Source organism: Corallococcus praedator (assembly GCF_003612125.1).
GTDB lineage: Bacteria > Myxococcota > Myxococcia > Myxococcales > Myxococcaceae > Corallococcus > Corallococcus praedator.
This window is the reverse complement of record NZ_RAWI01000061.1, coordinates 1-15,715: the sequence shown is the minus strand read 5'-3', so window position 1 is coordinate 15,715 and position 15,715 is coordinate 1. Positions and strand designations below refer to the sequence as shown.

Here is a 15,715-nt window from a genome sequence, read left to right as displayed (position 1 = left end):
CGGCCGCCCCTTTTTTCATGGCGGTGACCGGCGCGGGGGGCAGGGTCCGTATCCGTTGTGTGCCCGAACCCCTGTCCTTGCTGTGCCGCGTCCCGCCGCTCCTGTTCGTCGTCGTCGTCCTGGGCCTGGGGTGCGAAGCGCCGGAGCCGCCTGCCACACCCCCTCCTCCTCCGGACGCTCCTCCGAGGGCTTTGACCTACGCGGTGGAGCGCTACGACTACACCTTCGACCTCACGACGCGGGAGGCCCGCTCCCGGCTGTGGCTGGACGTGAAGGAGCAAGATGAGGGCGAAGGGTGTCTGTCCATCCCGGCCCCGGAGGGGGTGACGGGCGTGCGATGGCAGGGCGGGGCTCCCACGCGCATGCGCACGGCGGAAGGGAGGCTGGAACTCTGCGGGTGGTACGAAGGAGGGCCGCTCTTCCTCGACAGCCAGTATGTCGTCCCGGAAGCCACGCACCTGTCGACGCAGGTGGGGTTCTCCCGCCGTCCGGTCGTCGGCGGAGACTTCTCGTACCTGCTGGGGTGGTTGGAGTCCTGCGACCTCTTTGGCCCATGTGATGACGCGCCCGCGCGGCTCGCGCGCTTTACGTTCGACGTGAAGCATGCGTCGGGGGAGGTGGTGCTGTGCCCCGGACGCCTGTCGCGGCGGGATGAAACCCATACACGTTGCGAGCTGCTGGAGACGCCGGCGCCCACGTACTCCTCCTTCATGGTGGCCTCCCTCCCGGCGTGGAAGCGCACGCGGCTGGTGGACTCGGACGTGGCCTTGGTGGAGCTCTATGAGGCTCCGGGTGGCCTGCTGGGGCCGGCACTGGACGCGGCGGTGATGGAGGATTTCTTGAGGTGGATGATCGCGCGTTTCGGTCCGCTTCCGTATGGCCGCGAGCTGCGCGTGGCGTCAGCGCCCACGGAGTGGCTGGGCATGGAGCATCCGGCCAACATCCTCCTGCGCGACAACCTGCCGCTGTTGCCGAAGGACTACGCCAACATGACGCTGCACACGTGGATGCACGAGGTGGTGCACCAGTGGGCCGGCAACCGGACCACCCTGGCCAGCGCCCAGGACTATCCGTGGAAGGAGTCGGTGGCTGAATACCTCACGTATGTCTATGAGGACGAACACCGGGACGGCGAGGCGGCATCCACGCTCGCGTACTGGGACCGGCTGGCCCGCACGACGTCCTATTACCTGCGTCCTGCGGACGAACCGGCGCCGCCCTTCATCTCCTTCGTCAATGACATCTACGGCTCGGGGCCGATGATCCTCCTCTTGCAACTGGAGTCACTGCTGGGCCGGGCCCCCGTGCTCGCCGCGCTCCAGTCGTTCCTGGCCGAGCCGGGTGCGCGGAGCATCGAGGACCTTCGCGCCGCGCTCGAAGGTGCGTCTGGCGTCAGTCTCCAGCGCTACTTCGAGACCTGGGTGGATGGGGAAGGGGAGCCGGATTGGCCCTTCTTCCAGGTGGAGTGGCGTGAGGAGGATGCGCTGTCATTGACCGTGACGCAGAAGACGACAACGGGCACCGTGTATCCCTGTGTGGTGGAACTGGAGCTCCAGGGGGAGGCCCCGGAGCAGCGTCAGCGTGTCACCGTCTCCTACGGACTGGAGCCCGTGTCCGCGACGGTGCAGACCACCGTGCCGCTCCCGCCGTGGACCGTCCGGCGGGTGGCGGTGGATCCCCGGAGCAGGGTGGTCAACCGCAGGAGCGCGGGGCTCCTGCGGGAACCTGCCCTCATTCAGCGGAGGCTGTAGGTCATCGTTGCACGAGGGTGCCTCGCGCCCCGGTCGTCACGGGGTGTCGGCCATATCGTCAAGCTGCCCCTGCGCTGCCTCGCGGTAGTAGGGGACGACTTCGACGGACAGCACGTCGCGCATTTCCTTGCGAGCGTCCTCGTAGTTGCCCGCGTCCTGGTGCCTGTACATCCGGTCCAGCGCGTCCATGAGTCGGTTGGAGCCTTCCGAGATGCGGTGGGAGCACTCGCGGAGGAGCGCAAGTGCTCCGTCATCTGACTGGAGTGCGGATGTTGCGTCAGGGATGGCAACCTCATCCGCCGTGCGGTGCAGAAGCGCACGCGTGTCCTCTGTAAGGACAAGGGGGGCTCCTTCGCGGAGCACACGCTGCGATAGGTCCCGTATCGCGTCCCAGTCGGGTTGGGTTGTCATCAAGCGCTTCCTCTTCGGCCCGCACTTATCCGCGGGCCATACGTGTTGGCCTTCGCAGCGGCGCAGGCAATCGGTGCAGGGGCCAAAGAGTCTACCGGCCGCGCAGTTATTCCAGGACCGGAGACACCGGTTCTTCCACACAGGAAGGCGCGGGCCAGACTGAGGGCCACGAGGATGGGAGCAAGGTGGTGCCGACAGCGGGCGGCTATCGGGGTTGTCATGGAGACGGAGCCTACAGCGCGGCGTTGACGTTGCCGCTCGCTCAAAGGTGGTCAACCGCAGGAGCGCGGGGAGCCTGCGGGAACCTGCCCTCATTCAGCGGAGGCTTCAGGTCCCGCCTTCGTCGACGACCGCCTGGATGGCCTGCTCCAGCCAGCGGCGGGTGGAGGTGTTGCCCGACGCGGACAGGTGATGGCCGGGCATCAACCGGCAGCTGATGAGAAAGCCGCTCCAGAGGATGTTGAGCCGGGCCGCGCGCCCCTCGCCATCCGGTGGGCCGAGCCAGCGCGCCAGCGGCTCCAGCGCCTTCTCCCGCAGCAGCTCGACCGTCGTCGCGTAGGCCTCGGGATCCGTCGCCGAGAGGATCAACATCGCCAGGGGCCCCGGAGCGTCCTCCGCGCCGAAGAAGAGCGACACCACCTCCTCACCGAAGCGCCGACGCTCCACCTGCAACAAGGGGGTGATGTCGAGCACCTGCTCCAGCGTCGCCCGGTACAGCCCCTGCTTCGAACCGAAGTAGCGGCCTACAAGCGAGGAGTTCACCCCCGCCAGGTCCGCGATGTCGCGCACCCCCGTGCTGGCGAAGCCACGCGTGGAGAACAGCGTCCGGGCGGCGTCAATGAGGGTGGCACGCGTGCGCTCGGCGTCACGTTGACGCGTCGAGGACCTGGGGTCGGGCGGAGGCGGGATGTACACGGCTGTTTACCTATGTCAGGAATTCAGGTATATCCGGAATGTACACGGCCGTGTATATCGTACGCGGCCGCCCAGCCGAGGGGAAGTGCGCGGATGACTGCGACGACGAAGGGCGAGCTGTCTTTCTCTCCGGAAGCGTTGAAGGAGAAGTACCGGCAGGAGCGGGAAAAGCGGCTGCGCGCGGATGGCGCTGCCCAGTACCTCCCGCTCCAGGGCGTCTTCGCGGACTTCGACAAGGACCCCTACGTCGAGCCCGGCTTCACCCGCCCGGCGCTGACCGAGCGGACAGACGTGCTGATCGTCGGCGGTGGCTTTGGCGGCATGCTGGCCGGCGCTCGCCTGCGTCAGGCGGGGGTGGAGTCCTTCCGCATCATCGAGAAGGGCAGCGACTTCGGCGGCACCTGGTACTGGAACCGCTACCCGGGCGCGGCCTGCGACGTGGAGTCGTACATCTACCTGCCGCTGCTTGAGGAGACGGGCTACATGCCCAAGGAGAAGTACGCCAAGGCGCCGGAGATCTTCGCCCACTGCCAGCGCATCGGACGGCACTTCGACCTCTACAAGGCCGCCTTGTTCCAGACGCTGGTGCGGACGATGGACTGGGACGAGGGCACCCGTCGCTGGAACATCACGACGGACCGGGGTGACCTCATCGCGGCACGCTTCGTGATCATCGCGGGCGGCATCCTCCACAAGGCGAAGCTGCCGGGCATCCCGGGCATCGAGACCTTCCAGGGCCACTGCTTCCACACGAGCCGCTGGGACTACGCATACACGGGGGGCAGCCCGACGCGCCCCATGACGAAGCTGGGCGACAAGCGCGTGGGTATCATCGGCACGGGCGCGACGTCGGTGCAGGCCATTCCGCACCTGGGCGCCACGGCCCGGCATCTGTATGTCTTTCAACGCACCCCCTCGGGGGTCGGCGTGCGAGCCAACCAGCCGACGGACGAAGCCTGGGCGAAGTCGCTCCAGCCGGGCTGGCAGCAGGAGCGCATCCGCAACTTCTCCGCGATCGTCTCCGGCCGCCAGCAGCCCGTCGACATGGTGAACGACGGTTGGACCTACATCTTCCAGGGACTGGACCTCACCCAGGCCCGTTCGGCGGAGGAGGCCGCCGAACTCGCGCAGGTGTCTGACTTCCGCAAGATGGAGGAGATCCGCGCGCGCGTGGGCGCCATCGTGAAGGATCCCGCGACGGCCGAGGCGCTCAAGCCCTATTACAACCAGATGTGCAAGCGGCCCTGCTTTCACGACGAATACCTGCCGACGTTCAACCGGCCCAACGTCCAGCTCGTCGACACCGAGGGAAAGGGCGTGGAGCGCATCACGCCCACCGGCGTGGTGGTCAACGGAAGGGAATACCCGGTCGACTGTCTCATCTACGCCTCGGGCTTCGAGGTGGCGGGAGAGTTCACCCAGAAGCTGGGCTTCGACATCCGCGGGAGGGGCGGCCGGTCGCTGCGTGATGCCTGGGCCCAGGGCCCGGCCACGCTGCACGGCATGCACAGCCGCGGCTACCCCAACCTGATGCTGTTCACCACGACCCAGAGCGGCTGGGCGATCAACTTCGTGCACATCCTCGATGAGCAATCACAGCACGCCGCCCACATCATCGCGCGGTGCCTGCAACAGGGCGTCGAGGTGTCCGAGCCCTCGGAGCAGGCGCAACAGCAGTGGTGGGACGTCATCCTCGGCCGGCTCAAGACAAGCGCCACCTTTGGCGGGGCCGACTGCACGCCGGGCTACTACAACAACGAGGGAATGAAGGCGGGCCCGGAGATGATGAAGTTCGCCACCTTCGGCGGTGACACGCTCGCGTTCATCGACGTGCTGCGCGAGTGGCGCAAGGGCGAGGAGCTCGTGGGCCTGGAGTTCACGCGCGGCGGGGCGGAGGTCCCGTCATGAGCGCTCCCATGTTCCGATTCCTCTCCAGGTCCCTGGCCGCCAGTCTGGTGTTGGCCGGGGCCGCGGTGCTGGCCGCTCCGCCCAAGGCCTGGCGCCAGGAGGTGGTGGTGGCCGGCTCCCCCTTCCAGGGCGTCCACGGGCTCGTCGTCGACGGCAAGGGCCACCTGCTGGCCAGCAACCTGTTGGGCCAGACGGTGCACTCCGTCGACCTGAAGACGGGCGCGGTGAGCACCCTGGTGGGGCCTCCGCTGGGCGGCGCGGATGACGTCACCCTGGGACCCGACGGCTCGGTCTACTGGACCGGCTACTTCACCGGCCAGCTGATGCGGCGCACGCCGGATGGCAAGACGCGCGTCATCGCGCGGGGGCTGCCGGGCCTCAACTCGCTGGCCTTCCGCGGCGATGGCCGGCTCTACGCCACCCAGCTCGGCGCGGCGGATGTGCTGTGGGAAGTGGACCCGAACGGCAGGAAGCCACCACGCAAGGTCATCCAAGGGCCCGGCTTCCTCAACGGCTTCGAGTTCGGCCCGGACGACAAGCTCTACGGCCCCCTCCTGCTCAAGGGGCAGATCGCCCGCATCGACGTGGACACGGGCGGCATCGAGCCCGTGGCCCAGGGGTTCGCGATGCCGACGGCCGTCAACTTCGACGCGCGGCGCGAGAACCTCTACGTGGTCGACGCGGCGCGGGGTGAGTTGGTGCGGGTGCGGCTGCCCTCGGGCGACAAGGAGGTCGTCACGACGCTGCCCACCGGACTCGACAACCTGGCCGTGGGTCCCGACGACCAGGTGTATGTGTCCAACATGGTCGACAACGACATCCGCGTGATCAACCCCGCGGATGGCTCGGTGCGGGTGCTGGTCGAGGCGCGCTTGAGCGTGCCGTCGGGCATCGCCGTGGCGCCGGATGATCCGGACGAGCGGGTCTACGTGGCGGATGTGTATGCCCTGCGTCAGGTGGGCGGCCTGGATGGGAAGATCCACCAGACGGACCGGGTGCTCTCCTCCCCGACGAACTTCCCCATGAACGTGAGCGTGAGCGCGCTGCACGTGGTGCGCAGCACATCCTATCTGGGCGGCCACAGCAGCGTGCAGGTGCTGGAGCGGGCCACGGGAAAGCTCCTGCGGACCCTGCCCAACACCCACGGTGTCCAGGGCGTGGTGGAGCTCGCGGACGGCACGCTCATCCTCGCCGAGGGCGCCACGGGCCGGCTCGTGCGAGTGGACACGGCCGAGCCCGCGGTCACCACGGTGCTCACCGAGGGGCTGGAGGGCCCGGTGGGGCTCGCGGCCGATACAGACGCCAAGGAGCCCGGCGTGTACGTCACCGAGGTGCGCTCGGGGAAGGTGACCCGGGTGCGGCTGTCGGATGGCGCCAAACGCACGGTGGCCAGGGGCCTCAAGGGCCCCGAGGGCATCGCCCGACATCCGGACGGTGGGCTCTTCGTCGCCGAGGTGGGCCGCAAGCAGTTGGTGCGCATCGATCCCGCCACGGGCCGGTCGACGGTGATCGCGAGCAAGCTGCGCATCGGTCTGCCCGAGAGCGATCCCTTCCCGCCGGGCTACCTGCCCACGGGCGTCGCCGTGGGGCGCTCGGGCACCGTCTACCTGACGTCCGACATCGAGAGCGCCCTCTACCGCTTCGTCCCCGAGCCCTGAGAGGACGGCCAGGCCGCAGGAGCGCGGGGCTCCTGCGGCGACCTTTCGGCTCAGGGTTCGATCTGCGGCTGCAGCGTCCAACTGAAGACGGTGTCCAACATGGAGAGCGTCCCGGACAGCTCGCCATTCGGCTTCACGAGCTGAGGTGTGGCGTTGGGTTCACCCGAGTCCGTGAAGAGGATGTTCCCGGGGGAATCCAGCTCCGGTCCCTGGCAGTCCTTGCCACTGACGGCGACGCTCACGATGCGTCCGTCGCCGAGCGCCGATCTGTACGCGCGCGATGGGTGTGACAGCCACTCCTGGGTGTCGGGATCCGGTGACTTCAATTCATTGAACGGGTTCATCAACATCGCCCCGCCCGTGGGCCCCATCGAATACTTCGTGGGCCCGAACGAGTAGTTGCAGCCATGGCTCGAGTAGCCGATATCGAGCGTGAAGTCCCCGCTGGCCGCCAGGATCATGAAGGCCCCGAGCCGCTTCGTGTGCGGGAGGTTCGGATGATCATAGTCCGCGGTCGCGAAGGCCCCCAGCACCTGGTACTCCAGGTTCGCGTCGATGATCTTCCCCCGGCCCGACCAGCCCGCCCCCACCAGGACCGCCTTCGACGTGCCCTTGTACTTCCAGCAGCCCACGTTGCTTCGCTTGAGGTACGGCGTCTTCGCCGCCGTCAGGCTCCCGCCGCCGCCGGGCGCGAACTTCGCGTTGCTGGTGATGATGATCAGGTCCTGCGCCCGCTGTGACTTCATGTCGCGGCAGAGGCCCACGTACTCGTATTCGCTCCAGTCCTCCTCGTGCCACGTCCCGCTCGCGTCGTTCCAGAGCGCGAGCACCTTCACCGGATCCTTCGACTCGGTGATGTTCTTGAACCACCCGTTGTGGAACAGCAGGGAGCGCGTGTTCGGGTCGCTGAAGGTGAAGTGGTGGTAGCTGTTGGCCAGGTTGTTCAGCTCGGTGCCAAGCTCTTCCTTGAGCTCGGGCGCGCCGGCCAGGTCGCCCTTGAGCGCTTTGAACTTCGCCTTCTCCGTGAGCTTGTCCCACGCCTTGAAGGACTCCGCCTTGGTGTCGATGGGCGCCTGGTTCCAGAGCACCTTCGCGAACTCCGGCCAGACCTTCTCCAGCTTGCCGGGGACGGCGGAGTCCACCGCGGTGAGGCTGGAGGTCTCCGTGGTCAGCTTGTCCAGCGCCGCCACCACGACGCTCGGGCCGTGCTTCTTCGACAGGTATTGGAAGAACAGGTAGGCGCCGTAGTCGCGTTCGGCATCGCCCGCATCCGGCGCGGTGCAGTGGCCCTTGGTGCGGTTCTCCAGGTGCAGGTCCGGGGTGCTCATGAAGCAGTCGGCGTATTGCTGTTCGAGTTGCAGCGACTGTCCATACACCTGGTCGATGGCCCAGTTCGCGGTCGCATCCCGGATCCACCCGTAGCTGTTCTGCGGGCCCTTCGTCTTGGAGGCCCACTGGATGGCGTGCATCAGCTCATGCGCCGCCCCGGCCTTGAGTGAATCATCGTCAAGCCCGTCCCACAGCTGGATGTAGGTGGGGGCCTGCGTGTTGTCGTAACCTTCCGGGAGGGTCAACCCGTAGCCGCCCATGTTGCGGACCAGGTAGAGGTCGAGCTGGGAACTGCCCCCGTTGCAGCCGGCGTAGTCCTCGTCGGTGAGCGGCGCCTTGAGCCCCAGCGCCATCAGCTTCGGCCAGATGTCCTTCTCGATGGCCTCGTCGAGCAGCTGGGCCTGCTCGCGCTGACCCGTGACGGCGAACTCGAACCAGACCTTCACCTTCGCGGTGGACTTCGACAGGGAGTACCAACCGGCGGAGCTGGGGCGGCAGGAGGGCCGCTTCATGCTGCTCAGCCGGGCGTCGGGCAGGGGCGCGTTGAGCCAGCTCCCCGGGTCATCCGGGCGCAGCAGGTACATTCCGAGTTCTTCCTGCATCGGCGCGGAGAGGCTGTCGAAGCGCTCGCGCAGCGTTTCGAGGACGGTGACGTCGAACCCCGGTTTGACCCGGGCCTTGTACTGGAGGGGCAGGCGGGGGTCGCTGAACGCCGCGTACACCTGGTAGGCCAGCAGCTCCTCGTCGTTGATGAGCCCGGCTTCACGCGCGGACGCCAGCACTTCGTCGCTCGAAGGCTGGGACGCGTCGGTTGGCATCACGATCACCGACAGGGTCGCGCTCACCGCCCCCGCCTTGGCCGTGATGACCGAGCCGCCGACGGCCACGCCCTTCACCCGGCCGTTCGCTACCGTGGCGTACTCCGGCAGGTAGGAGCTCCAGGTCACCTGGACGTTCTTGAGCACCTGGCCGGTGTCGTCGACCGCCTGGGCGGCCAGCGTCAGGGATTCACCCACCAGCAGCGTCGCCCCGTTCGGGGAGAGGGTGAGCGCGGCGACCTTGTCGTTGTCTTCGCCCTCCCCAGGCGTTGGGTCAGGTTCGGTGGAACCGCAGGCAAGGACGAACGTGAGCAGGCACAGCGCGAGCCGGGAGGCTCCATGAAACACAGGCATTGCCAGACCTCGAGGTGTCGAAGAGGCATGATAAATACCATGGGTGAATCCCGATGCGACCCCCGGTCGTGCAATGACATATTGTCTTGAAACAAGAAGGCCCCTGTTGCCTGGGAGGCAACAAGGGGCCGGGAGCCGCAAGGGATTGGCGCGGGGATTACGGCGTGGGCGCGGCCACGGCGGGAGCGGCCTCGGTGGGCGCGGCAGCAGCAGCGGCAGCGGCGGCGGCGGCCTCCTCGGCGGCCTTCGCCTCGGCCTGCTTGAGGGCGGCTTCGGCCTCCGCGCGCTTCGCGACCTCGACCTTGGCGGCGGCCTGCATGCTGGCGAGGCCCTTGTCGAAGTCCTTGCCGACCATCTTGTCCATGTCGATGAAGACCGAGAACGCCTTGCTCATGAAGCCGTTCTCACCGGTCATGGTCCAGGTGACGGCGGTGCCGTCCTGCACGGGCTTGAACGTGAACGTCGTGGTGCTGGTGGCGGCGAAGGGCTTGATGAACTCCAGCTTGATGCGGACGGACTCGTTCGCGCGGCTCTCCTCGTTGGTCATCCGGCCTTCGCCCACATCGGAGTTGCCCGTCCACGCGTAGGTGGCCCCGGTGCCCGACTCCGCGCCGCCGAAGACGCGCTTCAGGTTCGGATCCAGGTTGTCCCAGGGAGACCACTGGTTCCACTGGTGGAAGTCGTTCACCAGAGAGAAGGCGATGTCCGGCGTGCCCGGCACCGTGGCGGTGCGCGACAGGGTGAAGGTGTCGGGGCGGGTGGCGATGAAGGCGAGCAGCAGCACCAGCGCGGCGGCAAGGCCAATGGCGATCTTCTTGAGCATGGGGTGTCCTCGGAACAGCAGCCCCGGGAAGGGGCGGAGGCGTCTTAGGCCCTCCGTCCTCGGGCGCTCAAGCCCCCCACCTGGATTCGGGAGGGGCACCACCGTGGGTGCGCCAAAGGTGACGCCCTGAGTCGTGCCCGCCCTCCTTCGAGGCAACCCACACGGCGCGCTGGCGACAGCGGCCGGATGTTCGCAGCCTGCGGTCCCTTCTGCCCCTGCATGAGGACGGATCCCGTATCCTGGGCGTGAATGCGCGCGCCTTCCTCCCTTCTGACCCCTGACACCGCGCGGAGCCTGTCCCTGATTCGGACGCTGGGTGAACCGGAGCGCTCCCCGCACATCGTGAGACAAGTGCTGGGCTGGGACGCGTCGTCGCGCTACCTGCTGTCGGTCCGGAATCGGGGGGAGAATCAGCTGCGCTGGTGGGACCTGGAGGCGGACAGGAACACACCGCTCTTCACGCGCCCCCTGGCCGGTGGCGTGGCGGCGTGGTTCCTGCCGGATTCCCAGACACTCCTGTCCGTGACGTTCCGGGGTGCCCTGCAGACCTGGTCGATCACCGACGGTGCGTTGCTGTCCACGGTGACGACAGGCATGTCCGTTTCCAGCGCGTGCCTGTCATTGGACGGGACGCGACTGCTGCTCACGGGATCGGCAGGGCGCGTCCTGCTCTGGGATTTGCGCAAGAGCTGGTTGATCTGGCGACGGGATGATCGCGCGCTCTTCTACGGCTGTGCGCTCTCTGCCGATGGCGCCTTCGCCGCGGCGGGGGCCGCCGAGGAACGGGAGGGCGCGGTGACGCTCGCGTCGCTCCGCCTCTGGGAGGCGAAGACCGGGAAGCTGGTGGGCAGTCGCTCCTTCGAATCCTTTCGCATCTGGACCGCGGCATTTGTCCCCTCGGGAGACCAGGTCATCGCCGCGGACACCGCGGGCAGGCTGCTGTTCCTGAGCCTGCCCTCGCTCGATGTCGTGCGCGTCGTCGAGGGCCCGGCTTCGGGAACCCTCCAAATGGAGTTCAACCCCGCGGGCTCCCTGCTCGCGGCAAGCCCGGACACGAGCGCCTTCGTGGTGCTGAACGCCGACGACGGGCAAACGCTCTTCGCCTATTCGGACCTGGACGACATGGAGGGCAGCTCCGTGTCCTTCTCTCCCGACGGACGCTTCGTGAGCTGGGGCATGGACGACGGCAAGGTCGGAATCTGGGGTGTGGCCCCGTCCCGGAAGGCCTGACGCGGCGTTGGACCCACCAACACGCGGCAGGTGCCCGGGGATGAGTTGGACAAAGTTGTCGAGGAACTGAAACAAAAGGAGAAGGTCAATGGACGCAAGAAGAGAGAGTGAACCCGTGAAGAACGTCACAACGACGGAGCGGAAATCCGAGCGCGAGCACGTCGTCACGCGAACCGTCAACGGCCCGGCGCGCATCATTTTCGAGGCGTGGACCAAGCCCGAGCTGCTCAAGCGGTGGTGGGCACCGAAGTCGTTTGGGATTTCCTTCATTTCCTGCGAGGCCGATGTTCGTGTCGGGGGCACGTACCGTTTCGTGTTCGGCCACCCTGCCTCGGAGCAGCCGATGGCGTTCTTCGGTAAGTACATCGAAGTGACGCCGCACTCGCGCCTCGCCTGGACGAATGAGGAAAGTGCTGAGGGGGCCGTCACCACGGTGACCTTCGAAGAGAAAGGCGGCAAGACGCGGGTCGTCGTGCACGACCTCTATCCCTCGAAGGAAGCTCTCGACGGTGCCATCGCCTCCGGCAGCACCTGTGGGATGGGCGAGACGTTCGAGCAGCTGGACGAGCTACTCGTCGCCCTGGGCGTCTAGTCCCATGACCGGGTGAAGTCCGCGGGTTGGTCATGGAACTTCGCTGCCTCGGCCACTCCCACGACCGCTTCTCGTAGCGCGTCGCCACGCGCCGGTTCTGCTTCAAACGATTGAAGAGACACTCCACGCGGCAGCGCTTGCGATAGGCCGCGTGGCGGAAGGAGCGAAGGCGAGGCTGGTCCGAGCGGGTAGGGATGACAGCCTGCACCTGGTGCTTGCGGCACCAGTCGCGCAGGCTTCAGTTCGCCCCGGCTCATGCTCTCTCAACGCCGGGCGCCCTCGACCTCTTTGCGGACACGCTCTAGCCTGAAGCCATCAGGAGGTGGACGTGGCGAAGCCCCGACAGGCGGTCCGGAAGCGTTCGACGCAGGAGCGCCGCTCCGACACCGCGCTGCTCATCATCGACGTCATCAACGACCTGGACTTTCCCGGCGGGGAGAACGTCCTGCCCTGGGCGCTGCGCATGGTGGAGCGGCTGGGCCCGTTCGCGCGGAAGATGCGCAAGGCGGGCGTGCCGGTCATCTACGTCAACGACAACTTCGACCTGTGGCGCAGCAACTTCACGGACGTCTACAAGCACTGCACCCGCCGGGGCAGCCGGGGCCACGCGGTCGCCCGGGCCCTCAAGCCACTGCCTGGTGACTACTTCATCCTCAAGCCCAAGCACTCGGCCTTCTTCGCCACGTCCCTGGTGCCGCTGCTGGAGCACCTGGGCACGAAGAAGCTGCTGCTCGCGGGCATCGCCACCAACCTGTGCGTCTTCTTCAGCGCCCACGACGCGCACATGCACGAGTACAAGATCACCGTGCTCAGCGACTGCTGCTGCGCGGAGAGCGACAAGGACCACGACCTGGCCCTCGATCAGCTCCAGCGCTTCCTGCGGGTGCGCGTGTGCCGCGGTGACGAGGTGAACCCCGTCCGCCACTCGCGGAGAGCTCCGACCCGGAAGCCCCCGACCGAATGGAAGTGACGGGGGCCGCGCGCCTCAGACGTCCTTGTCGTCATCGTCGTCGAGGATGTGGCACTTCTGATCCTCGTCGAGCGCCTTGCCGATGACCTGCTTCACCAGGTCCTCGCCGTTGAGCTCCATCGAGAAGTTGACCTTCTCGCCGCCCACGTCCTCCTGCTTGTCCAGCTTGAGCTTGCCGCCCAGGGCCATGGCATTCCCGTCGACGCGCGCGCCCGCGGGCACCCGCACCTCGCCGCCCAGGGACACCACGTCGCCCTTCACCCGAGCCCCGGCCTCCAGGATGACGCGGCCCCGGACGGCGGCCACGTCGTTGTCCACCACCGCGCCCTTCTTCACGATGACGTCCCCGTCCACCGCGACCGCGTCCTTGATCTTCTCCCCGGGCTCGATGACCAGGTCCGTGCCCTGGACCGCCTTGCTCCCGTCCTTCACGTTGACGCAGACACGCTTCACGGGAACCTTGGACGGCTTCGCGGGCTCCGCCGCCAGCGCGGGCACGGCCAGCGAGCAGACAAGAACGAGGGTCGGCAGGAGTGGGCTGCGCATGGTGGAAGCCTCCGTGACACGGAAGATGCGGAAGGGGGACGGCATGCCATGCCTACGGCCGGCCCCGTCCCCCCATTGCATCCACCGCATCACACCGGTGCGGCATCCACCCCGGCTCCAACGCCCCCGCCGAGCACGCCCTTCGCCGCGTCGATGGCTTCGTGCGTCCCCGCGAGCGCCAGGATGTCACCCGCGCGCAGCACCTCCTGCGCGGACGGCACCAGCACGCCCTCCGTGCCCCGGCGGATGGCCAGCACCGTGGCCCCCGTCATGCCGCGCAGGTTGAGCTCCGCCAGCGTGCGGCCCACCGCCGCGCTGGAGGTGCCCAACGCCACCGACTCCGGCTCGCCCAGGCCCGGCAGCAGCTGACGCACCCCGTGCAGCACGTCCGGAGCGGGCTCGTCGTCGCCGCCCTTCGCGTGGGACTGGGCCGCCAGCGCCTCCACGATGACCTGCGCTCCGGCGCGCATGTGGCCCTGCAGGTGCGTGGCGCTCTGCCAGAAGGCGAACCCCAGCACCCCCAGCATGATGAGCAGCAGCACGGCGCCCGGGAAGCCCGGCAGGAACGGCTGGGTGATGGCCACCACCGGCGCGCCCACCATGAAGATGCTCGCCAGTTGCAGCGCCACCACCAGCATCCGGCGCGGCGCCGCCGCCAGGTCCACCTTGCCGCCCGGCACCGCCGGCAACGCGCCCTCCGCCAGGGTGACGCCCAGCCGGCGCGCCACCCGGACGATGCCCACGCAGAAGGGCAGGGCGAGCGCGACGCCCAGGCCGATGACGATCATCGGCGTGAAGGTGACGTTCCCCTCGATGCGCGCGTCGATGTACGCCGTCACCTGGGGCAGCATCACCGACGTGCCGATGACGATGACCGTCAGCAGCGCCGCGTCCAGGAGCAGCATCATCGCCATGCGCCGCACGCGCGCGCCCACCGTCTTCTGGCGCGGCGACGTGCGCAGGTTCTCCACCCAGCTTCCATAGAGCGACGCGAACGTCTGCAGCGGCGCGGGCAGCTTGCGGTCCACCCAGTTGGCCAGCGGCCCGGAGGCACGGATGAGCCACGGCGTCGTCAGCGTGGTGATGGCGGACACGGCCACCGCCACCGGGTACAGGAAGGTGCCCGTGGCCTTCAGCGTCAGGCCCAGGCCCGCGATGATGAAGGAGAACTCACCAATCTGCGACAGGCTCAGGCCCGCCTGCACGGACGTGCGCGTGCCATTGCCGGTGAAGAAGGCGCCCAGCGTGACGCTGATGATCTTCCCGAAGACGACCACCAGCGTGAGCACCATGATGGCCATCCAGTGCTCGCGGATGAGCGCCGGGTCGATGAGCATGCCCACCGACACGAAGAACACCGCGCCGAACAGGTCGCGCACCGGCTGCACCAGGTGTTCAATCTCCTTGCCCTCGCCGGACTCCGCCACCAGCGAGCCCGCGAGGAACGCGCCCAGCGCCACCGAATAGCCGAACGACTGCGCCAGCAGCGCGACGGCGAAGCAGATGCCGATGGCGCTCACCAGCGTCGTCTCCGGACGCTGGAGCTTCGTGATGGCGCGCATCACCCGGGGCACCACCAGCAGGCCAATGACGACCAGCCCCACCAGGAACGCGGCCAGCTTGCCCACGGTCAGCGCCAGGTCGCCCGCGGACAGCCCGGAGCCGGTGGACACCGCGGTGAGCATGGCCATCAAGAGGATGCCGATGAGGTCCTCCACGATGAGGATGCCCACCACGATGCTGCGCAGCGCGCCCCGGATGTTCTGCTCGTCGAACGCCTTGGCGATGATGGTGGTGCTGGAGATGGCGATGCAGCAGCCGGTGAACAGGCTCTCCAGCATCGTCCAGCCGAAGGCGCGGCCCACGATGAAGCCCAGCCACACCATCACGCTGCACTGGATGACGGCGGTGAGCCCCGCGGTGGGGCCCACCTGGACGAGCCGGCGCAGGCTGAACTCCAGCCCCAGGGAGAACATCAGCAGGATGACGCCCAGCTCCGACAGCGTCGTGACGATGTTGGGGTCCGCCACCAGCGGGATGGGCACGTGCGGCCCGATGATGAAGCCCGCGAGGATGTAGCCCAGCACCACCGGTTGGCGCAGGCGCTGGAAGAGGACCGTGGTGACCGCCGCGACACAGAGGACGGTGGCGAGGGCTTGGAGGAAGGCGTGGGCGTCGTGCATGGGAGGCGCCTCGGGACCGGGACAGGGGCCGTCGTGGGATGGGGGACACCCCGCCTTCAGGAGGGGCGTCTGGACTCGCGGTCCCCGACCCCGCCTGGAACGCGCGGAGCCGGGGGCTCACTGGAAGTTAGGGCGGGCTCACATCCACCGCTCGAGGGCGATGGCCGCACCGATGATGGCCAGGCACAGCAGGGCGCTCCAAAGCAGGCGCGTGCCCTGCCACTGTT

12 protein-coding genes and 1 pseudogene are annotated in these 15,715 nt (G+C 67.9%); 6 read left to right on the top strand and 7 right to left on the bottom strand.

Going from position 1 to position 15,715, the window contains the following annotated elements:
• The first annotated feature begins 59 nt into the window (after positions 1–59).
• A complete protein-coding gene (locus D7Y13_RS10950) occupies positions 60–1,751 on the top strand; it encodes a M1 family aminopeptidase (RefSeq protein ID WP_158620344.1) in 1,692 nt (563 codons plus the stop codon).
• Between the two features lie 36 nt (positions 1,752–1,787).
• Here D7Y13_RS10950 and D7Y13_RS10945 read toward each other — a convergent pair whose 3' ends face one another.
• Positions 1,788–2,162, bottom strand: coding sequence for a DUSAM domain-containing protein (locus D7Y13_RS10945; protein ID WP_120534964.1), 375 nt, complete (start codon positions 2,160–2,162; stop codon positions 1,788–1,790).
• 327 nt (positions 2,163–2,489) lie between these two features.
• Positions 2,490–3,077: a TetR/AcrR family transcriptional regulator gene (locus tag D7Y13_RS10940; RefSeq protein WP_233595486.1), complete on the bottom strand. Its 588-nt coding sequence runs from the start codon at positions 3,075–3,077 to the stop codon at positions 2,490–2,492.
• Between the two features lie 93 nt (positions 3,078–3,170).
• Between D7Y13_RS10940 and D7Y13_RS10935 the strand changes: the two genes are divergently transcribed.
• Both D7Y13_RS10935 and D7Y13_RS10930 read left to right on the top strand, forming a co-directional pair.
• On the top strand, positions 3,171–4,985 hold the full coding sequence (locus D7Y13_RS10935) for a flavin-containing monooxygenase (RefSeq protein WP_199732740.1): 1,815 nt from the start codon (positions 3,171–3,173) through the stop codon (positions 4,983–4,985).
• On the top strand, positions 4,982–6,643 hold the full coding sequence (locus tag D7Y13_RS10930; RefSeq protein ID WP_199732741.1) for an NHL repeat-containing protein: 1,662 nt from the start codon (positions 4,982–4,984) through the stop codon (positions 6,641–6,643). The genes D7Y13_RS10935 and D7Y13_RS10930 overlap by 4 nt, the downstream gene beginning before the upstream one ends.
• Positions 6,644–6,693: 50 nt before the next feature.
• On the opposite strand, the gene D7Y13_RS10925 is transcribed toward D7Y13_RS10930, so the two are convergent.
• Positions 6,694–9,144, bottom strand: a complete 2,451-nt coding sequence (locus tag D7Y13_RS10925; protein WP_120583273.1) for an Ig-like domain-containing protein — start codon at positions 9,142–9,144, stop codon at positions 6,694–6,696.
• A gap of 157 nt (positions 9,145–9,301) precedes the next feature.
• Entirely contained in the window at positions 9,302–9,967 is a 666-nt protein-coding gene (locus D7Y13_RS10920) for an SRPBCC family protein (RefSeq protein ID WP_120583274.1), read from the bottom strand.
• A gap of 342 nt (positions 9,968–10,309) precedes the next feature.
• On the opposite strand from D7Y13_RS10920, the gene D7Y13_RS10915 reads away from it, so the two are divergent.
• Entirely contained in the window at positions 10,310–11,197 is an 888-nt protein-coding gene (locus D7Y13_RS10915) for a WD40 repeat domain-containing protein (protein ID WP_147444272.1), read from the top strand.
• Between the two features lie 115 nt (positions 11,198–11,312).
• Positions 11,313–11,789 carry an SRPBCC family protein gene (locus D7Y13_RS10910; protein WP_233595487.1) on the top strand — a complete coding sequence of 159 codons (477 nt, stop codon included), beginning with the start codon at positions 11,313–11,315 and terminating at the stop codon, positions 11,787–11,789.
• 61 nt (positions 11,790–11,850) lie between these two features.
• Here D7Y13_RS10910 and D7Y13_RS10905 read toward each other — a convergent pair.
• A pseudogene (locus tag D7Y13_RS10905) lies at positions 11,851–11,991 on the bottom strand (IS5-like element ISMra2 family transposase); the annotation flags it as partial.
• A gap of 126 nt (positions 11,992–12,117) precedes the next feature.
• On the opposite strand from D7Y13_RS10905, the gene D7Y13_RS10900 reads away from it, so the two are divergent.
• Positions 12,118–12,759, top strand: a complete 642-nt coding sequence (locus D7Y13_RS10900; RefSeq protein WP_120537530.1) for a cysteine hydrolase family protein — start codon at positions 12,118–12,120, stop codon at positions 12,757–12,759.
• Between the two features lie 15 nt (positions 12,760–12,774).
• Here the strand turns inward: D7Y13_RS10900 and D7Y13_RS10895 are convergent, their stop codons facing one another.
• Together D7Y13_RS10895 and D7Y13_RS10890 are read right to left on the bottom strand one after the other, a co-directional pair.
• Positions 12,775–13,305: a polymer-forming cytoskeletal protein gene (locus D7Y13_RS10895; RefSeq protein WP_120583277.1), complete on the bottom strand. Its 531-nt coding sequence runs from the start codon at positions 13,303–13,305 to the stop codon at positions 12,775–12,777.
• An 89-nt stretch (positions 13,306–13,394) separates the two neighbouring features.
• Entirely contained in the window at positions 13,395–15,488 is a 2,094-nt protein-coding gene (locus D7Y13_RS10890; protein WP_120537525.1) for a monovalent cation:proton antiporter family protein, read from the bottom strand.
• Positions 15,489–15,715 lie beyond the last annotated feature (227 nt).

Excerpts from the sequence above, each read along its gene's own strand:
- D7Y13_RS10890 (WP_120537525.1), bottom strand. The coding sequence starts at position 15,488 with ATGCACGACGCCCACGCCTTCCTCCAAGCCCTCGCCACCGTCCTCTGT.
- D7Y13_RS10930 (WP_199732741.1), top strand. The coding sequence starts at position 4,982 with ATGAGCGCTCCCATGTTCCGATTCCTCTCCAGGTCCCTGGCCGCCAGT.
- D7Y13_RS10945 (WP_120534964.1), bottom strand. The coding sequence starts at position 2,162 with ATGACAACCCAACCCGACTGGGACGCGATACGGGACCTATCGCAGCGT.
- D7Y13_RS10920 (WP_120583274.1), bottom strand. The coding sequence starts at position 9,967 with ATGCTCAAGAAGATCGCCATTGGCCTTGCCGCCGCGCTGGTGCTGCTG.
- D7Y13_RS10925 (WP_120583273.1), bottom strand. The coding sequence starts at position 9,144 with ATGCCTGTGTTTCATGGAGCCTCCCGGCTCGCGCTGTGCCTGCTCACG.
- D7Y13_RS10935 (WP_199732740.1), top strand. The coding sequence starts at position 3,171 with ATGACTGCGACGACGAAGGGCGAGCTGTCTTTCTCTCCGGAAGCGTTG.
- D7Y13_RS10895 (WP_120583277.1), bottom strand. The coding sequence starts at position 13,305 with ATGCGCAGCCCACTCCTGCCGACCCTCGTTCTTGTCTGCTCGCTGGCC.